The organism is Aliiroseovarius subalbicans (assembly GCF_022678625.1).
In the GTDB taxonomy this organism is placed as follows: Bacteria; Pseudomonadota; Alphaproteobacteria; order Rhodobacterales; family Rhodobacteraceae; genus Aliiroseovarius_A; species Aliiroseovarius_A subalbicans.
Map to the genome: position 1 here is coordinate 1,255,511 of NZ_JALBYQ010000001.1, position 14,895 is coordinate 1,270,405.

At 61.9% G+C, this 14,895-nt stretch carries 14 protein-coding genes; 7 read left to right on the forward strand and 7 right to left on the reverse strand.

All coding sequences use genetic code 11. The features are described from left to right. Positions 1–383 precede the first annotated feature (383 nt). From MN188_RS06315 to MN188_RS06345, 7 genes are all read right to left on the reverse strand, one after another. Positions 384–596, reverse strand: coding sequence for a hypothetical protein (locus tag MN188_RS06315; protein WP_242106734.1), 213 nt, complete (start codon positions 594–596; stop codon positions 384–386). Positions 597–629: 33 nt separating this feature from the next. Beyond that, entirely contained in the window at positions 630–956 is a 327-nt protein-coding gene (locus MN188_RS06320; RefSeq protein WP_242106735.1) for a TraR/DksA family transcriptional regulator, read from the reverse strand. Between the two features lie 78 nt (positions 957–1,034). Then, positions 1,035–2,138: a FliM/FliN family flagellar motor switch protein gene (locus MN188_RS06325; RefSeq protein WP_242106736.1), complete on the reverse strand. Its 1,104-nt coding sequence runs from the start codon at positions 2,136–2,138 to the stop codon at positions 1,035–1,037. An 80-nt stretch (positions 2,139–2,218) separates the two neighbouring features. Next, a complete protein-coding gene (locus tag MN188_RS06330; RefSeq protein WP_242106737.1) occupies positions 2,219–4,909 on the reverse strand; it encodes an ATP-binding protein in 2,691 nt (896 codons plus the stop codon). After that, entirely contained in the window at positions 4,909–5,172 is a 264-nt protein-coding gene (locus MN188_RS06335; RefSeq protein ID WP_242106738.1) for a hypothetical protein, read from the reverse strand. Before MN188_RS06335 ends, MN188_RS06330 begins: the two co-directional genes overlap by 1 nt. Next, positions 5,169–5,546 carry a response regulator transcription factor gene (locus tag MN188_RS06340; RefSeq protein ID WP_242106739.1) on the reverse strand — a complete coding sequence of 126 codons (378 nt, stop codon included), beginning with the start codon at positions 5,544–5,546 and terminating at the stop codon, positions 5,169–5,171. The genes MN188_RS06335 and MN188_RS06340 overlap by 4 nt, the downstream gene beginning before the upstream one ends. 106 nt (positions 5,547–5,652) lie before the next feature. Continuing rightward, positions 5,653–6,942 (reverse strand): helix-turn-helix transcriptional regulator, encoded by a 1,290-nt coding sequence (locus tag MN188_RS06345; protein WP_242106740.1) that lies wholly within the window; start codon positions 6,940–6,942, stop codon positions 5,653–5,655. Between the two features lie 220 nt (positions 6,943–7,162). Here MN188_RS06345 and MN188_RS06350 point away from each other — a divergent pair, with 220 nt between their 5' ends. From MN188_RS06350 to MN188_RS06380, 7 genes are all read left to right on the forward strand, one after another. Continuing rightward, the gene (locus MN188_RS06350; RefSeq protein ID WP_242106741.1) at positions 7,163–8,506 is read left to right on the forward strand and encodes a substrate-binding protein; all 1,344 of its coding nucleotides are present in this window, start codon (positions 7,163–7,165) and stop codon (positions 8,504–8,506) included. A gap of 103 nt (positions 8,507–8,609) precedes the next feature. Then, positions 8,610–9,641, forward strand: coding sequence for a branched-chain amino acid ABC transporter permease (locus MN188_RS06355; protein ID WP_242106742.1), 1,032 nt, complete (start codon positions 8,610–8,612; stop codon positions 9,639–9,641). A 4-nt stretch (positions 9,642–9,645) separates the two neighbouring features. Continuing rightward, entirely contained in the window at positions 9,646–10,866 is a 1,221-nt protein-coding gene (locus tag MN188_RS06360) for a branched-chain amino acid ABC transporter permease (protein ID WP_242106743.1), read from the forward strand. Positions 10,867–10,880: 14 nt separating this feature from the next. Next, a complete protein-coding gene (locus MN188_RS06365; protein WP_242106744.1) occupies positions 10,881–11,636 on the forward strand; it encodes an ABC transporter ATP-binding protein in 756 nt (251 codons plus the stop codon). An 11-nt stretch (positions 11,637–11,647) separates the two neighbouring features. After that, positions 11,648–12,439 (forward strand): ABC transporter ATP-binding protein, encoded by a 792-nt coding sequence (locus MN188_RS06370; protein WP_242106745.1) that lies wholly within the window; start codon positions 11,648–11,650, stop codon positions 12,437–12,439. A 69-nt stretch (positions 12,440–12,508) separates the two neighbouring features. Further along, positions 12,509–14,449, forward strand: coding sequence for an acetate--CoA ligase (acs, locus tag MN188_RS06375; RefSeq protein ID WP_242106746.1), 1,941 nt, complete (start codon positions 12,509–12,511; stop codon positions 14,447–14,449). 161 nt (positions 14,450–14,610) lie between these two features. Beyond that, positions 14,611–14,883, forward strand: coding sequence for a glycine zipper 2TM domain-containing protein (locus MN188_RS06380; RefSeq protein WP_242106747.1), 273 nt, complete (start codon positions 14,611–14,613; stop codon positions 14,881–14,883). The last annotated feature ends 12 nt before the right edge of the window (positions 14,884–14,895 follow it).

A 14,895-nucleotide genomic window follows, 5' to 3' on the forward strand; every position in this document is an offset into this window, starting at 1 on the left:
GAATGGAGTCATCGTTCCGCTTTCGCAATAAACGTGCGCGAAGGGATCGCTAGTCAGACTGCTTGAAGAAATCGGTTTCCCGGCACCGGGCAGATCGCTGAGATCCCCGTTGTCCAGGGCACGTTTGAAGGCATTCTCGATCAATGAGTTGAACATCGCACGACATCTCCCATTTGGCTTGCCGGACCTCTTGAAACATCACGTAGACCCTCAACCCGGTGGCTGCAAGGCAACGCGCCCCCGTCGGGCAGGTTTGCTCGGCCTTCCAACAGGGTGTTCGGGCAGAATCTGGGCAAAACAACGGTGGCCCGCGCGTAACGCAGGCCACAGGCGCCAATCAGAAACCTGCCTGCGCGTCAGCGCAGACCGCTTGGAACCGCCCCTCAGACGGGCATGTTGTCGAACAGGTCGTCCGCGTCGTCGTCTTCCAGGTCTTCCTCGAACACTTTCAGATCGCCGGGAATGGGCAGGCCCATCGCCTCGAACTCGGCAATCTTCGCGCGCAGCTGCTCTTGCAGCACATGCCGATCTTGTGGCCGTTTCGCGATTTCGTCCAGAATGGCAGCCACTGCCGCTTTCATTTCTTCAAAGGCCATGTCATCTCCTCCTCATACCGCGTTGCTCAGGGTTTACCCGTGCTTAGCGGCGCATTTGCTGCAAAACGGTGTATGTGGGACGATTTCTAATCGCTCGGCCGCGACCTCGTCCCCACAATCGACACAATAGCCGAATTCATCTTCATCCATACGGGCCATGGCAGCCTTGATCTTGGCGATCTCGGCTTGAGCGTCAGTCCCCCGACGCTCCAACACCTCGTCGCCTTCACGCTCCACGGCCAGCTCTTCCCAGTCTTTCGACTGGTGGCTGTCCAGTTCTTCGTCAATCTCTTGCAACAGAGCTTCAAGCTCCTTCTGCCGATTCTCAAGCACCGCGCGGAATTTCGCAACGTCTGTCATCGCATTTCTCCTGTTCTGGTCACAGGATGCCCAAAAATGCGCCGGGCTGCCTTGATGCAGGTCAAGCTTCGCATCGCCCTAGCCAACCGGTTCCGGCAGATCCGCCCGGTCCGACAAGGCGTCCATATCAGGCAGATCTGACACGCCACCCGCATCCGCCAACGGCGCGGTCAGGTCGCCCAGCGGTGGAAGGTCCTTAGATGCCGGTATGTTCGGCGGCGTCTGCGCCACCTTTGGCGGTGTGATTGGCTGGTCGGTCCCCAGTTCGACACCCTGCGTGTCCGGTCTCGCGCCAGTGCGCGGCAAGACCTCCTCGCAAGTTTCACACAGGCGCACGGCGCGGTGGCCGCTGACCTGGCCAAGGCGCCCATGTGACACCGCTTCGCCCATGACGTCCGTCAGTAGCACGGCGTTCAACGCATCGCGGGGCACCGGGACGACACAGCCGACGGTCAACTCTGTCACCTCTGCCAGAGACAGGTCCAGCCGGTGCAGAATAGCAATCATTTCGGCCTCGGTTTCCATTACCTGATCGCCCAGCGCGGCGTGCGTGCGATCTTCTACCGCGGCAATACAGCTGCGCGGTGGGTCCCAAGGGAATATCAGTTGCATAACCCCGTTCTTCGCCCCGCTACCCAGGTCCAGGGTCATGTTGAATTGCCGATAGGGGATGTCCTCAAGCGTCATTTCTACCGCCCGCGCATCGGCCATCGGCAGGGCATAGCGAAAACCCGAGATCGCCGGGCGCAAAGGCAAGTCAGCTTCGCCCACCATATCCTCGAACAGCTCCAGCACCCGGTCGATGAAATCAGCGGCCAGGATCGCGTCGGTGCGGGTGGGGGCGCGCGGTTCAGCCGGATTTGGCACGACGCGCCCTGTGGTCTGTATCTCGATCAGCGCCGCCAGAGCCTGCGGGTCCATCACCGCCAAACCATAGCTAGATGCCGGCCCTTCGATCAGCCCCAAAAGCGCGTGTTCGGGCGCGGCCTCCAACGCAGCCCCGCGCACGATGCGGGTCTCATCAACCCCCGCCGCCAGCGCCACCAGCGCCGCCACATCCTCGGCCGCTTGGGCCACGGCCACGCGCAGCGCGGTGGCGGCCGTCACGCGGCCGATTTCTGGCGGGGGCCGTCCGGCCCCGGCCTTGCGCCGCATCGCGCTTGGCCCATTCTGGTCGCTCATCGTTCTGCCATCCATGCTTGTCGGGCGGTTTTCATCCCCCCAGATGTCGCAAGACAAGGTTTACAAATGATTGAGACCGGTCAGCTTCCCGCGACCAGCGGTGCCAGTGGAAGCGTCACGCGGAACGCGGCCCCGCCCTGTCCGGGCAGATAGGTGACCTTGCCGCCCAGCTTGTCCATGATTTCACGGCAGATCGCCAGGCCAAGCCCCGCGCCGCCCGCCTTGGCCTGATCGCTGAGGCGCGAGAATTTTTCGAAGATCATCACCTGGCTTTCGGTGGGAATCCCGCTGCCGTTGTCGATGAAATCGATGCGCAGGCGATCGGCGCGTTTGCTGACCGCAATCAACAGCTTGGGCCTGTCTGCGTCGCAGTATTTGGCGGCGTTGGCGATCAGGTTGATGAACACTTGCGCCAGCCGGTCGGTATCTGTGAACAGCGCCACGTCTTCGCGCACCGGGTCACGCTTGATCCTGATCGCAGTGCCCGCCCCCACCGACGTTGTCGCCGCCACCGCGCGGTCCAGCACATCGGCCAGATTGTCGGCCTGTGGGTTCAGGTTGACCTGACCGTTTTCCAACACGCTGAGGTCCAGCAGATCATCCAGAAGCCGGGTCAGCCGGATCGCTTCGTCATGGATGATGTTGGAATACTTGCGGCTGTCTGCGGGCGCCATGCCGCCTTCCATCAGGATCTCGGAAAACGCCCGGATCGAGGTCATCGGCGTGCGCAATTCGTGGCTGATCTGGCTCAGAAACGCGTCTTTCTGGATCGACAGTTGGGTCAGTTTCTCGTTCGCCTCGCCAAGCTGGCGGGCGGTGCGGGTCAGTTCTTCCGATTGCAGCTCAAGCTTTGAGGAATACTCAAGCATCTGCTGGGTTTCGTCCGCCACCGCCATCAAATCTTCGACCGAGACCGAGGTCCCGCCAACGATCTGGCCTAGCATCGCATGGGCCGTCGCCCCGCCGACCGAGCCCGCCAGCTCGCGCTCCAACCGCTCAATGAAATCGGGACTGGTGTCGGGCAGGTATCCGTCCTTGCCTTGGGCTGCGGCCTCGGCCTCGAACAGAGCCTGGGCTTCGGACCCGCCCATAATCCGCTGCGCCATGACCAGAAGGTCTTCGGCCTGCACCCCGCCTTGCGCCCAACCGCGCGCGGCGCCGGAATGTTCGAACACGTTGACGAATTGCGCGCCCTGAAGGCGTTCCAGCGGACTGGGAAAACTGACCAGTGAAAACAGGAAGAACAGCCCAGTGTTGATAACCATCGACCAGAAGATCGCATGCACCACCGGGTCCATGCCTTCGACACCGAACAGAGCCTGCGGGCGCAGCCAGCCCATGCCCCACGGGCCATCGGCCAGAACCTGTGGTGAGATCACGCCCGCCGGGCCGAAGCTGGGCAGAAACAGCGTATAGGCCCAAACCGCGAAACCCGCGACCAGGCCGACCGCGGCCCCATTGCGCGACGCCCCGCGCCAGAAGATGCCACTCAGCAGCGCCGGCAGAACCTGCGCCACCCCGGCAAAGGAAATCAGACCGATCGCCGCCAGAGCCGCCCCGCCACCGGAGAAGCGGAAATAGAGATAACCCAGCAGCAGAACGCCCCCGATCGACAGGCGGCGCGAGATCAACACAAGGTGGCGCACGTCGCCCGACATCGACGCGCCCTGGTGGCGCACCGACAGCCAAATCGGCATTACGATATGGTTCGACACCATCGTCGACAGCGCAATCGCCGCCACGATCACCATCGAAGTGGCCGAGCTGAAGCCCCCCAGGAACGACAGCATCGCCAGGCCCTCCTGTTCGAAATGCAACGGCACGGTCAGCACGAACAGATCCGGGTTCGATCCCTCGGGCAGGATGTCCAGCCCAACCACGGCGATGGGTAGGACAAAGAGGCTCATCAGAAACAGATACAGCGGGAAGGCCCAGGAGGCGGTGGCGACCTGGCGTTCATCCACGTTCTCGACCACCAGCACCTGGAACATGCGCGGCAGGGTCAGGAACGCGGCGGCGGACAGGAAGGTGAGCGAGGCCCAACGGCTGCCGTTCATCTGCCAGTCGGCAATCGGCGAGGCATCGATGGTAGCCGCAATCTCGCTTGGACCACCGGCCACGCCCCAAACCACGAAAATGCCCACCGCCAGAAGCGCCACAAGCTTTACCACGGCCTCGACAGCGATGGCGGTGACAACGCCGTTGTGGCGTTCGTTGGCGTCCAGGTTGCGGGTGCCGAACAGGATCGTGAACAGAGCAAGCCCGCCCGCAACCCATAAAGCGGTGGCATTCAGGTCGGGAAGTTCGAACCCCGCCTGCCCTTCCGAGGCGAACACAGCAAAGGACAGCGTAACCGATTGCAGTTGAAGTGCGATATAGGGCGTTGTGCCCACCACTGCCAAAAGGGTTACAATCACCCCCAGCAGGTTCGATTTGCCATAGCGGGACGACACGAGGTCAGCGACCGAGGTGATGCGCTGCGCGCGCCCGATATGCACCAGCTTACGCAGGATCCACCACCAACCGACCATCACAAGCGTTGGTCCCAGATAGATCGTCACGAACTCCAACCCCGAACGCGCTGCGTATCCGACCGCGCCATAGAAGGTCCACGCGGTGCAATAGATCGACAGGGACAAGGTATAGACCCAAGGTCCGCGCAGCCATTGGCTACGCCCGTCCCGCGCGCGTTTGTCGGCGGCAAAGGCCACGCCGAACAGAATCGCCACGTAGAGCACGCAGACGACGACCAGCACGTTGAATCCGACCATCAGCCGGAATCCCCGTCAGGACCGGCATTGTCACCCGCGGTCAGGCGGCGGGCCAGAAAAGCCGCGACCACGATCAGGGCGACCCAGACGCTGAACACGAACAGCCCCCCGCCCGCGGTCGTGATCGCACCGGTCGAGGTGCCCAGGATCGGCAGCAGAAACAAAAGCCCGCCCAACACCGGCAACAGCCGCGCGGCATCTGCCAGTCGACGGCGGCGATAATTCTGTCGCGCCAGAAACAGGGGTTCGCGCGGGGCGCTCACGACGCGGTCGGCCCCGCAAGGTCGCGCACGGCCTCCAGCACTTCGGCATTTGAAAACGGTTTGGTCATGAAGCGGCTGACGCCCAGTCGGTCGGCCAGCTCTCGGTCTTTCTTCTGCCCGCGCGCGGTCAGCATCAGCACCGGCAAGGTCCGGGTCGCGGGGTCGCCGCGCAGCTCTTGCAAGATGTCGAAACCCGACCGACCGGGCAGCATCACGTCCAGGATCAGCACGTCGGGAACGTTGGCCAAAACAGCTTCTGTCGCAGTTTCCCCGTTGGCATGCGTTCCCACGCTCCACCCATCGCGCGCCAGAATGAAACTGATCGCCTCGACGATGTTCGGTTCGTCCTCGATGACAAGAACCTGTTTGCCCATCTGCCCCTCCCCTTGGAACAGGGGTCGTTTGCCCCGTTCGGTGACTATCTCCAATGATGGGCCACATGTCAAAAGGCATGGTGCCCGGAACGCAGGTTTCCTGCGCTCAACCGCTGCCTGACAGAATGGACGGTTCCCGCCGCGCCGCGCAATCCGCCCGCGGGCAGACGCGACACGATCCGCCGACCGGCAGCGCCTCGCCCCCTGTGCTGGCGTCTTCGGGCAGGATCAGCATCGTTGCCTCAAACACCGGTGGGGCACCGAACCCGCCGGAGAGATGCGCTTGGGAAATCGCCAGGCAGGTGAACCGGCGTGGAGTGCGGCCCGGCATCTCGACCAGGGTGCGGATGGGCTGCGCCGGACGCGCCAGCGCCTGATACACCGGCCAGAGCGGACACCCGGCGCCAAAGCGCGGCACGGCGAAGCCGTCAACCGGCTTGCGAACACTTAGCGCGCCAGAGCCGTCGCAGGTCACCAGGCCCGTGGCTGGTCCATCCGGCAGCGCCGCGACCCGGCGCAGCACCGCGGCCGGATCGACCTGGAAGCGGGCCGCGACCAGGCCGGGATCGCCCAGCTCGTTCCAGGCCGCGGCGAAGTCGTCGGCAGGCATGGCGCGCGCGTCCGCGCGGTATCGTTCCAGCACCCGCGCCGCCAGGTCGCGCGCAGCAGTCGATTGCAGCCCGTCCGATGCCGCCACCAGATCTTGCGGCTCTCCGCTGCCATCCTCCAGCGACGGGATGTGAAACCCCAACGCCTCATGGAACACCGCGACTTCCTCCTGCGGTGAAATCGGCGTCGCTTCAACGTTGGTTCCAGCCTCAAGGTAGTCCACCAACCCCTGCGCACTGTCTGTCAGCCGGGCGCTGTCTTCGCCCACGTTGCGCAGGAACCGGGCCTGCCAGTCGGGGTCGATGTCCGTGGTGTCGGTCAGGATTGACGCGGCCGAGCGGATCGCAGTCACGGTAGAGAGCACATCATGCAACGACGCGGCAAGGTGCGGATCGTGCGTCAAACGGTCGGACAAGGCTTCGACCAGCCGCTCCAATTCCTCGATACGGGTATGTTGCGCTGCGACCAGCCGGGCCCAGCCGGAAAATCGACCCGCGAAATCTTCGGTGCGGTCGACTTCGGCCTCTTGATCGGGAAATCGCCCGGCGGCGTCGCGCATCGCGCCCAGCAGGGCCGCCTCAGCCCCTTCGGCCAAGGTGACCGGCTCGGCCCCCAGCTCACGCGCCAGGTCCACCAACAGTTTTCCGCCGATTCTGCGCCTGTTATGCTCGATTAAGTTGAGGTAGGCGGGCGAAATTCCCACCGAACGAGCCAGATCGGCCTGCCGTATTCCGCTGACAAGGCGGCGTTCTCGGATGCGACTGCCGGTCAGGCGGGATTGCGGCATCGGGTTTTCCTTGTGTTTACCGGCACTTTCTGCACCTGCGCGAAAATTTCTTTACAAACTATATCATGCAGCAGTTCATTTGTTTACAAATAAATTGTTTCGTCAAAAGCATTTGTTGCGAAGTTTTCTTGCTCGACCGTAAACTGGAGGAACCCTGTAAAAGGGTCGTGGTGCGCGCAGAGGAGGCCTGCACCACATTTCACGAAACGGGAGGATCTATATGTCCAATTCGAATCTTACGCGCCGTGGCGTGCTGAAATCCGGCGCTGTCGCCGGTGCCGGCGTCGCCCTGCCGACCATCTTCACCGCCTCGTCGGCGGCTGCTTACACGAACGAACCGATGGGTGGCTCTGTCACCCTGGGCTTCAACGTGCCGCAGACCGGCCCCTATGCGGACGAAGGTGCGGACGAACTGCGCGCTTACCAGCTGGCTGTCGAGCACCTGAACGGTGAAGGCGACGGCGGCATGATGAACACGTTCAGCTCGAAAGCGCTGAAAGGCAACGGCATCCTCGGCAAGAAAGTCGAATTCGTTACGGGTGATACCCAGACGAAATCGGACGCTGCCCGCGCATCGGCCAAGTCGATGATCGAAAAAGACGGCGCCGTGATGATCACCGGCGGTTCGTCCTCGGGTGTTGCGATTGCTGTTCAGGGTCTGTGTCAGGAAGCTGGCGTCATCTTCATGGCCGGTCTGACCCACTCGAACGACACCACCGGCAAAGACAAGAAGGCGAACGGTTTCCGTCACTTCTTCAACGCCTACATGTCGGGTGCCGCTCTGGCACCGGTTCTGGCTGCGCGCTACGGCACCGACCGTAAAGCGTATCACCTGACCGCCGACTACACTTGGGGCTGGACCCAGGAAGAATCGATCGTTGCTTCGACCGAAGCTCTGGGCTGGGAAACCGTGAACACGGTGAAAACCCCGCTGGCCGCGACCGACTTCTCGTCCTACATCACCCCGGTGCTGCAGACGGATGCTGACGTTCTGGTTCTGAACCACTACGGCGGTAACATGGTCAACTCGCTGACCAACGCCGTGCAGTTCGGTCTGCGTGAAAAGCAGGTCAACGGTCGCGACTTCGAGATCGTCGTTCCGCTGTTCTCGCGCCTGATGGCACGTGGTGCGGGTGAGAACATCAAGGGTATCCTTGGGTCCACCAACTGGCACTGGTCGCTGACCGACGAAGGCACGCAAGCTTTCGTGAAGTCGTTCGGCACCAAGTACGGCTTCCCGCCGTCGCAGGCTGCTCACACGACTTATTGCCAGACGCTGCTATATGCAGACGCGTGCGAGCGCGCCGGCACCTTCAACCCCTGTGGCGTTGGCGAAGCTCTCGAAGGCTTCGAGTTCGACGGTCTGGGCAACGGCAAGACCACCTACCGTGCCGAAGACCACCAGTGCTTCAAGGACGTTCTGGTTGTGCGCGGGAAAGAGAACCCGACGTCGGAGTTCGACCTTCTTGAAGTCGTCGAAGTTACCCCGGCCGCTCAGGTCACCTATGATCCCGACCACCCGATGTTCACGGGCGGCGCTCTGGGTGAGTGCAACGCCGGCTAAGCCGATACGTTCTAAAATCAATGGTCGCGCGGGATCCCCGCGCGGCCGACCCTGACCGGCCGTGCGCGACCGGCTGGACCCAATTTATCCAATGGTGGGGACAATGGACGCCATAATTCTTCAAATTCTAAACGGGCTCGACAAAGGCTCGGCCTATGCGCTGATCGCGCTTGGGCTTACTCTCATCTTCGGCACGCTGGGTGTCGTGAACTTCGCGCACGGCGCGCTGTTCATGATCGGTGCGTTCTGCGCGGTAACGATGCAGCGCATTCTGACCCTGTCGTATGAAACGATCGACGCCACAAAAACCGACTTCCTGGGCAACGCCCTGAAGGTGAAAACACCTTATGTGGAAAGTTGGTTCGGCCCGGAAATGGGCGCCTCGATCATCGACTGGGCCGTGCCGCTGGCGATCCTGTTTTCGATCCCGATCATGCTGCTCGTCGGCTATGTGATGGAGCGCGGGCTGATCAAGCACTTCTACAAGCGCCCCCATGCCGACCAGATCCTTGTGACCTTCGGTCTGGCCATCGTGTTGCAGGAGCTGATCAAGCACTATTATGGCGCCAACCCGATCCCCACCGGGGCGCCCGATGCCTTCAAGGGCTCGTTCGATTTCGGCACGCTGCTTGGCTTTGACCCGAATACGGTGATCTATCCCTACTGGCGTATGGTTTACTTCGCTTTTGCAGCGGTGATCATCGGCGCCGTCTTCGCCTTCCTGCAGTTCACCACCTTCGGGATGGTTGTGCGCGCGGGCATGGCAGACCGGGAAACCGTCGGCCTTTTGGGCATCAACATCGACAAACGCTTCACCATCATGTTCGGCCTGGCGGCCGCCGTGGCGGGGCTTGCGGGTGTCATGTATGCACCGATCAACTCGCCAAACTACCACATGGGCATGGACTTCCTGGTCCTCAGCTTCGTCGTGGTGGTTGTCGGCGGCATGGGCAGCCTTCCGGGCGCCGTGCTGGCCGGCTTCATGCTGGGTATCCTTGAGAGCTTCGCCTCCATGAACTGGATCAAGGACATCGTTCCCGGCATCGACCAGATCATCATCTACCTGGTCGCGATCATCATTCTACTTACACGTCCGCGTGGCCTGATGGGTCGCAAAGGCGTGATGGAGGACTAAGGCAATGCTTGGACTCAGCAAAAAAGACACCAAATTCCTGTTCATCGTCATTGCATTGACCGCGGCGACCCCAATCCTGCTGCAACCCTTCCCGGAAGGCAGCGCGATGTCGCAGTTCAACGCGGGCTATCCTGACCTGATGCAGCGCTTTGCCATCTTCGGCATCTTCGCGATCGGCTTCAACATCCTGTTCGGCCTGACCGGCTACCTCTCGTTCGGTCACGCGGCCTTCCTGGGTGTCGGCTCCTACTCGGCGGTGTGGATGTTCAAACTGCTCAGCATGAACGTGCTGCCGGGCATCATTCTGGCGATCATCGTCTCGGGCCTGTTTGCCCTGGTGATCGGCTATGTCTCGCTGCGGCGATCGGGGATCTACTTCTCGATCCTGACGCTGGCCTTTGCGCAGATGTCGTTCAACCTGGCCTATTCGGTTCTGACCCCGATCACCAACGGTGAGACCGGTCTGCAGGTGACCCTGAACGACCCGCGCATCCTGGGTCAGCAGGTGGCTGCAAACGGCAACGTGCCGCCGACCAACTTCTTCGGTCTGGAGATGGGCTCGTCGCTGAAAATTCCGGTCGGTGGGTGGGAATTCACCTTCAACGCCGGATATTACTTCTGTGCCGTCATCGCGATCCTGGCTTTCTACCTCAGCCTGCGCATCTTCCGCTCGCCCTTCGGGCTGATGCTGCGCGCGATTAAGACGAACCAGACGCGCCTGAACTATACCGGCCTGAACTCGCGCCCCTACACCCTGGCGGCCTTCGTCATCTCGGGCATGTATGCCGGTCTGGCTGGCGGCCTTCTGGCCTCGATGGACCCGCTGGCAGGCGCCGAGCGCATGCAGTGGACCGCATCCGGTGAGGTCGTTCTGATGACCATCCTCGGCGGTGTGGGCACCATGATGGGCCCGATCCTGGGCGCTGGCTTCATCAAGTACTTCGAGAACATCTTCTCGAAGATCAACGAAAACGTTCTGCACCAGTGGTTCTCGTTCCTGCCCGACGGGCTTGAGGGCTTCGTGATCTGGGTTGCCGAACACTTCGTTGGCTCTGGCTGGCACCTGACCTCGGGCGTTCTGTTCATGATGGTCGTGATCTTCCTGCCCGGCGGGCTGGTCGAAGGCGGTCAACGCATCGGCAAGAAGCTGAAGCGGAAAAAGTCGGACGGTGACGGCGACGATGCCGAGCATCACCCGAAACAATCGCCCCACGTGGCTGAATAAGAGGAGACTGAAAGATGGGACTTCTTGAAGTCAAAGGCGTGGGCAAGCGTTTCGGGGGCCTTCAGGCGCTTGGCGACGTGAACCTCAGCGTGCAGGAAAACACCGTGCACGCGATCATCGGGCCGAACGGGGCCGGCAAGTCGACACTGTTGAACTGCTTTGTTGGCAAGCTGATCCCGGACACCGGCAGCGTGATGTTCAACGGCCAGTCGGTCCTTGGCCGCACGCCGTTCGAGATCAACCAGATGGGCATCAGCCGCGTGTTTCAGACGCCGGAAATTTTCGGCGATCTGAACGTGATGGAAAACATGATGATCCCCTGTTTCGCTAAGCGTGACGGCGCCTTCCGCCTGCACGCCTTCGAAACGGTCGAGAACGAGAAGGATCTGGTCGAGAAAGCCGAGCAGATGCTGATCGACGTGAACATGATCGACAAGCGGCACATGAATGCCGCCTCGATGTCACGTGGTGACAAGCGGCGCCTGGAAATGGCCATGTGCCTGGTCCAGGATCCGAAGCTTCTGTTGTTGGACGAACCCACCGCCGGCATGGCGCGGGCCGACACCAACAACACGATCGACTTGTTGAAGGAGATCAAGGAAAAGCGCGATATCACCATGGCGATCATCGAACACGACATGCACGTTGTGTTCAGTCTGGCCGAGCGCATCACCGTTCTTGCACAGGGCACCCCCCTGGTCGAGGACACGCCGGAAAACATCAAAGGTCACCCGAAGGTCCAAGAGGCCTATCTGGGTGAGGCACATTGAGGGAGACATCAATGGCTGACGAAAAACTCATCGACCCGGCGGACCACACGCGCGAGAAACGGGACTTTTCCAAGTTCCAGAACGTCGCGGCAACCGCTCCGGCTTATTTCTCGGTCTGGGATATGCACGCCTATTATGGTGAAAGCTACATCGTGCAAGGGGTGAGCTTCACCGTGCACGAAGGCGAGATCCTGGCGCTTTTGGGCCGCAACGGGGCGGGCAAGACCTCGACCCTGCGCGCGATTGCCCGGATGGACGACCCTGTCATCACCCACGGCGAAGTGTGGCTGGACCACAAAAGCCTGCATGACAAGAAGTCCTATGAGGCCGCCCAGCTGGGCATGGGCCTGGTGCCAGAAGATCGCTGCATCATCCAGGGCCTGACCGTGGAAGAGAACCTGCAACTGGCCCAGATCGCCGAGCCGGTCGGCTGGTCGCTGGACCGGATTTATGAGCTGTTCCCGCGACTCAAGGAACGGCGCAAGCAGGAAGGCACCACCTTGTCTGGCGGTGAACAGCAGATGCTGGCCATTGCCCGCGCGCTGGCCCGTGACATCAAGGTGCTGCTGCTGGACGAACCTTACGAAGGCCTTGCCCCGGTGATCGTTGACGAGATCGAAAAGACGCTCAACATCATCAAGGAACAGGGCATCACCACGGTGATCGTGGAACAAAACGCCGTGCGTGCGCTGGAATTGGCCGACCGCGCCGTGATCCTGGACACCGGCACCGTTGTTTTCGACGGACTGGCTTCGGAAGTGCTTGAAAACGAAGCGCTGCGGATGGAATACTTGGCCATCTGATTAGGTTGGGGGCGCCGCCCTGCCGCGCCCCCTTCCCTCTCTCTTCTACGAGACAAGAAAGGTGCCCCCATGTCCGAGATCAAAACCTACCCGCCCAGTGCAGATTTCACCGCGCATGCGCATATCGACGCGGCGAAATACACCGAGTTGTACAATGCCTCGGTCAAGGATCCGGAAGCGTTCTGGGGCGAGGCTGCAAAGCGCCTGGACTGGATCACCGCCCCCACGAAGATGAAGAACACCACGTTCAAATACCCCGACGTCTCGATCAAATGGTTCGAAGACGGCGTGCTGAACGTGTCCGCCAATTGCGTCGACCGTCACCTGGCGACCCGCGGCGACCAGACCGCGATCATCTGGGAAAGCGACAACCCGGACGTTGACGCCAAGATCACCTATAACGAGCTGCACGAGAAAGTGTCGAAGCTGGCCAATGTCATGAAGGGCATGGGCGTCGGCAAGGGCGACCGCGTGGTTCTCTACCTCCCGATGATCCCCGAGGCCTCCTATGCCATGCTGGCCTGCGCGCGCATCGGTGCTGTGCATTCCATCGTCTTCGCCGGCTTCTCGCCCGAGGCGCTTGCCTCGCGGATCGGTGCCTGTGGCGCGTCGCTGGTCGTGACGGCTGACCAGGCCCCGCGCGGCGGCCGCAACACACCGCTGAAAACCAATGTGGACAAGGCGCTGTCAATCTGCGGCGACGTGCAGACCCTGGTGGTTGAACGCACCGGTGAGGACGTGCCGATGACCGACGGGCGCGACCATGCCTATGCGGCGAAGATGGCTGCGGCGTCGGCAGATTGCCCGCCCGAACCGATGAACGCCGAAGACCCGCTGTTCATCCTCTATACGTCGGGTTCGACCGGACAACCGAAGGGCGTGGTGCACACGACCGGCGGCTACCTGCTCTACGCCGCGATGACGCATGAGCACGTGTTCGATTACCATGACGGCGACGTCTACTGGTGTACGGCCGACGTGGGCTGGGTCACCGGCCACAGCTATATCGTCTATGGCCCGCTCGCGAATGGTGCGATCACATTGATGTTCGAAGGCACCCCGACCTATCCCGATTTCTCGCGGTTCTGGCGGGTCTGCGAAAAGCACAAGGTCAACCAGTTCTACACCGCCCCCACCGCGATCCGCGCGCTGATGGCGCATGGGGACGACTGGGTGACGAAATGCGATCTGTCGTCGCTGAAGGTGCTGGGCACGGTCGGCGAACCGATCAACCCCGAGGCCTGGAACTGGTACAATGACATCGTCGGCGGGGGCACCTGCCCGATCGTCGACACTTGGTGGCAGACCGAAACCGGCGGTCACCTGTTGACCCCCCTGCCCGGCGCCACACCGACCAAACCCGGATCGGCCACCGTGCCGTATTTCGGCGTGCAACCGGTGATCCTGGACCCCACCACGGGCGAAGAAATCACCACGACCGAGGCCGAGGGCGTGCTGTGCATGCGCGACAGCTGGCCCGGTCAGATGCGCACCGTCTGGGGCGATCACGACCGCTTCGTTGCGACCTATTTCGCGGACTACAAGGGCTACTACTTCACCGGTGATGGCTGCCGCCGCGATGCGGACGGCTATTACTGGATCACCGGCCGGGTCGACGACGTGATCAACGTCTCGGGCCACCGCATGGGCACCGCCGAGGTCGAAAGCGCCCTGGTCGCCCATGAGGCCGTATCCGAGGCCGCCGTCGTCGGCTTCCCGCACGACATCAAAGGTCAGGGCATCTATTGTTACGTCACCCTGATGGACGGTGAGGAATACACCGACGAGCTGAAGACCGTGCTGCGCAATTGGGTGCGTTCGGAAATCGGCCCGATCGCCAGCCCGGACCACATCCAGTGGGCGCCGGGCCTTCCCAAGACCCGCTCGGGCAAGATCATGCGTCGCATTCTGCGCAAGATCGCCGAGGATGACTACGGCGCCCTGGGCGATACCTCGACCCTGGCCGATCCGGGCGTGGTGAACGACCTGATCGACAACCGCATGAAGTAACGCGCCCCGCGCGTTCAAGCCAAGGGGCCGGTGCCAGCGCGCCGGCCCTTTTTCATGCGCGTCTTTCCGCCGGTCCCACCCCGGTTTGACGCGGATCATTGCGCGACCTCAACCCAAGCGCGACCCTTCCCCCACATCACAGAAAGATGGGGAGGAATACTATGCGTAAACAATTGATCCTTTTGGCCTGTGCCAGCAGCTTGGCGATTGCGGGCTGCAACATGACCACCCAGGAACAGATGGTCGTGGGCGGCGTTGTCGGTGGGGCCGCCGGGCTTCTGACCGCTAACGCATTGAATGCTAACACGAATTGGACAATTCTGGCGGTTCTGGCTGGGGCAGCGGCAGGCTCTTTGGTTGCGAAGAACAACGCGACAGGCGAATGCGCCTATGCCAAGGGCGACGGCACCTACTACACCGCCCCGTGCTACTGATCTGACGTCCGA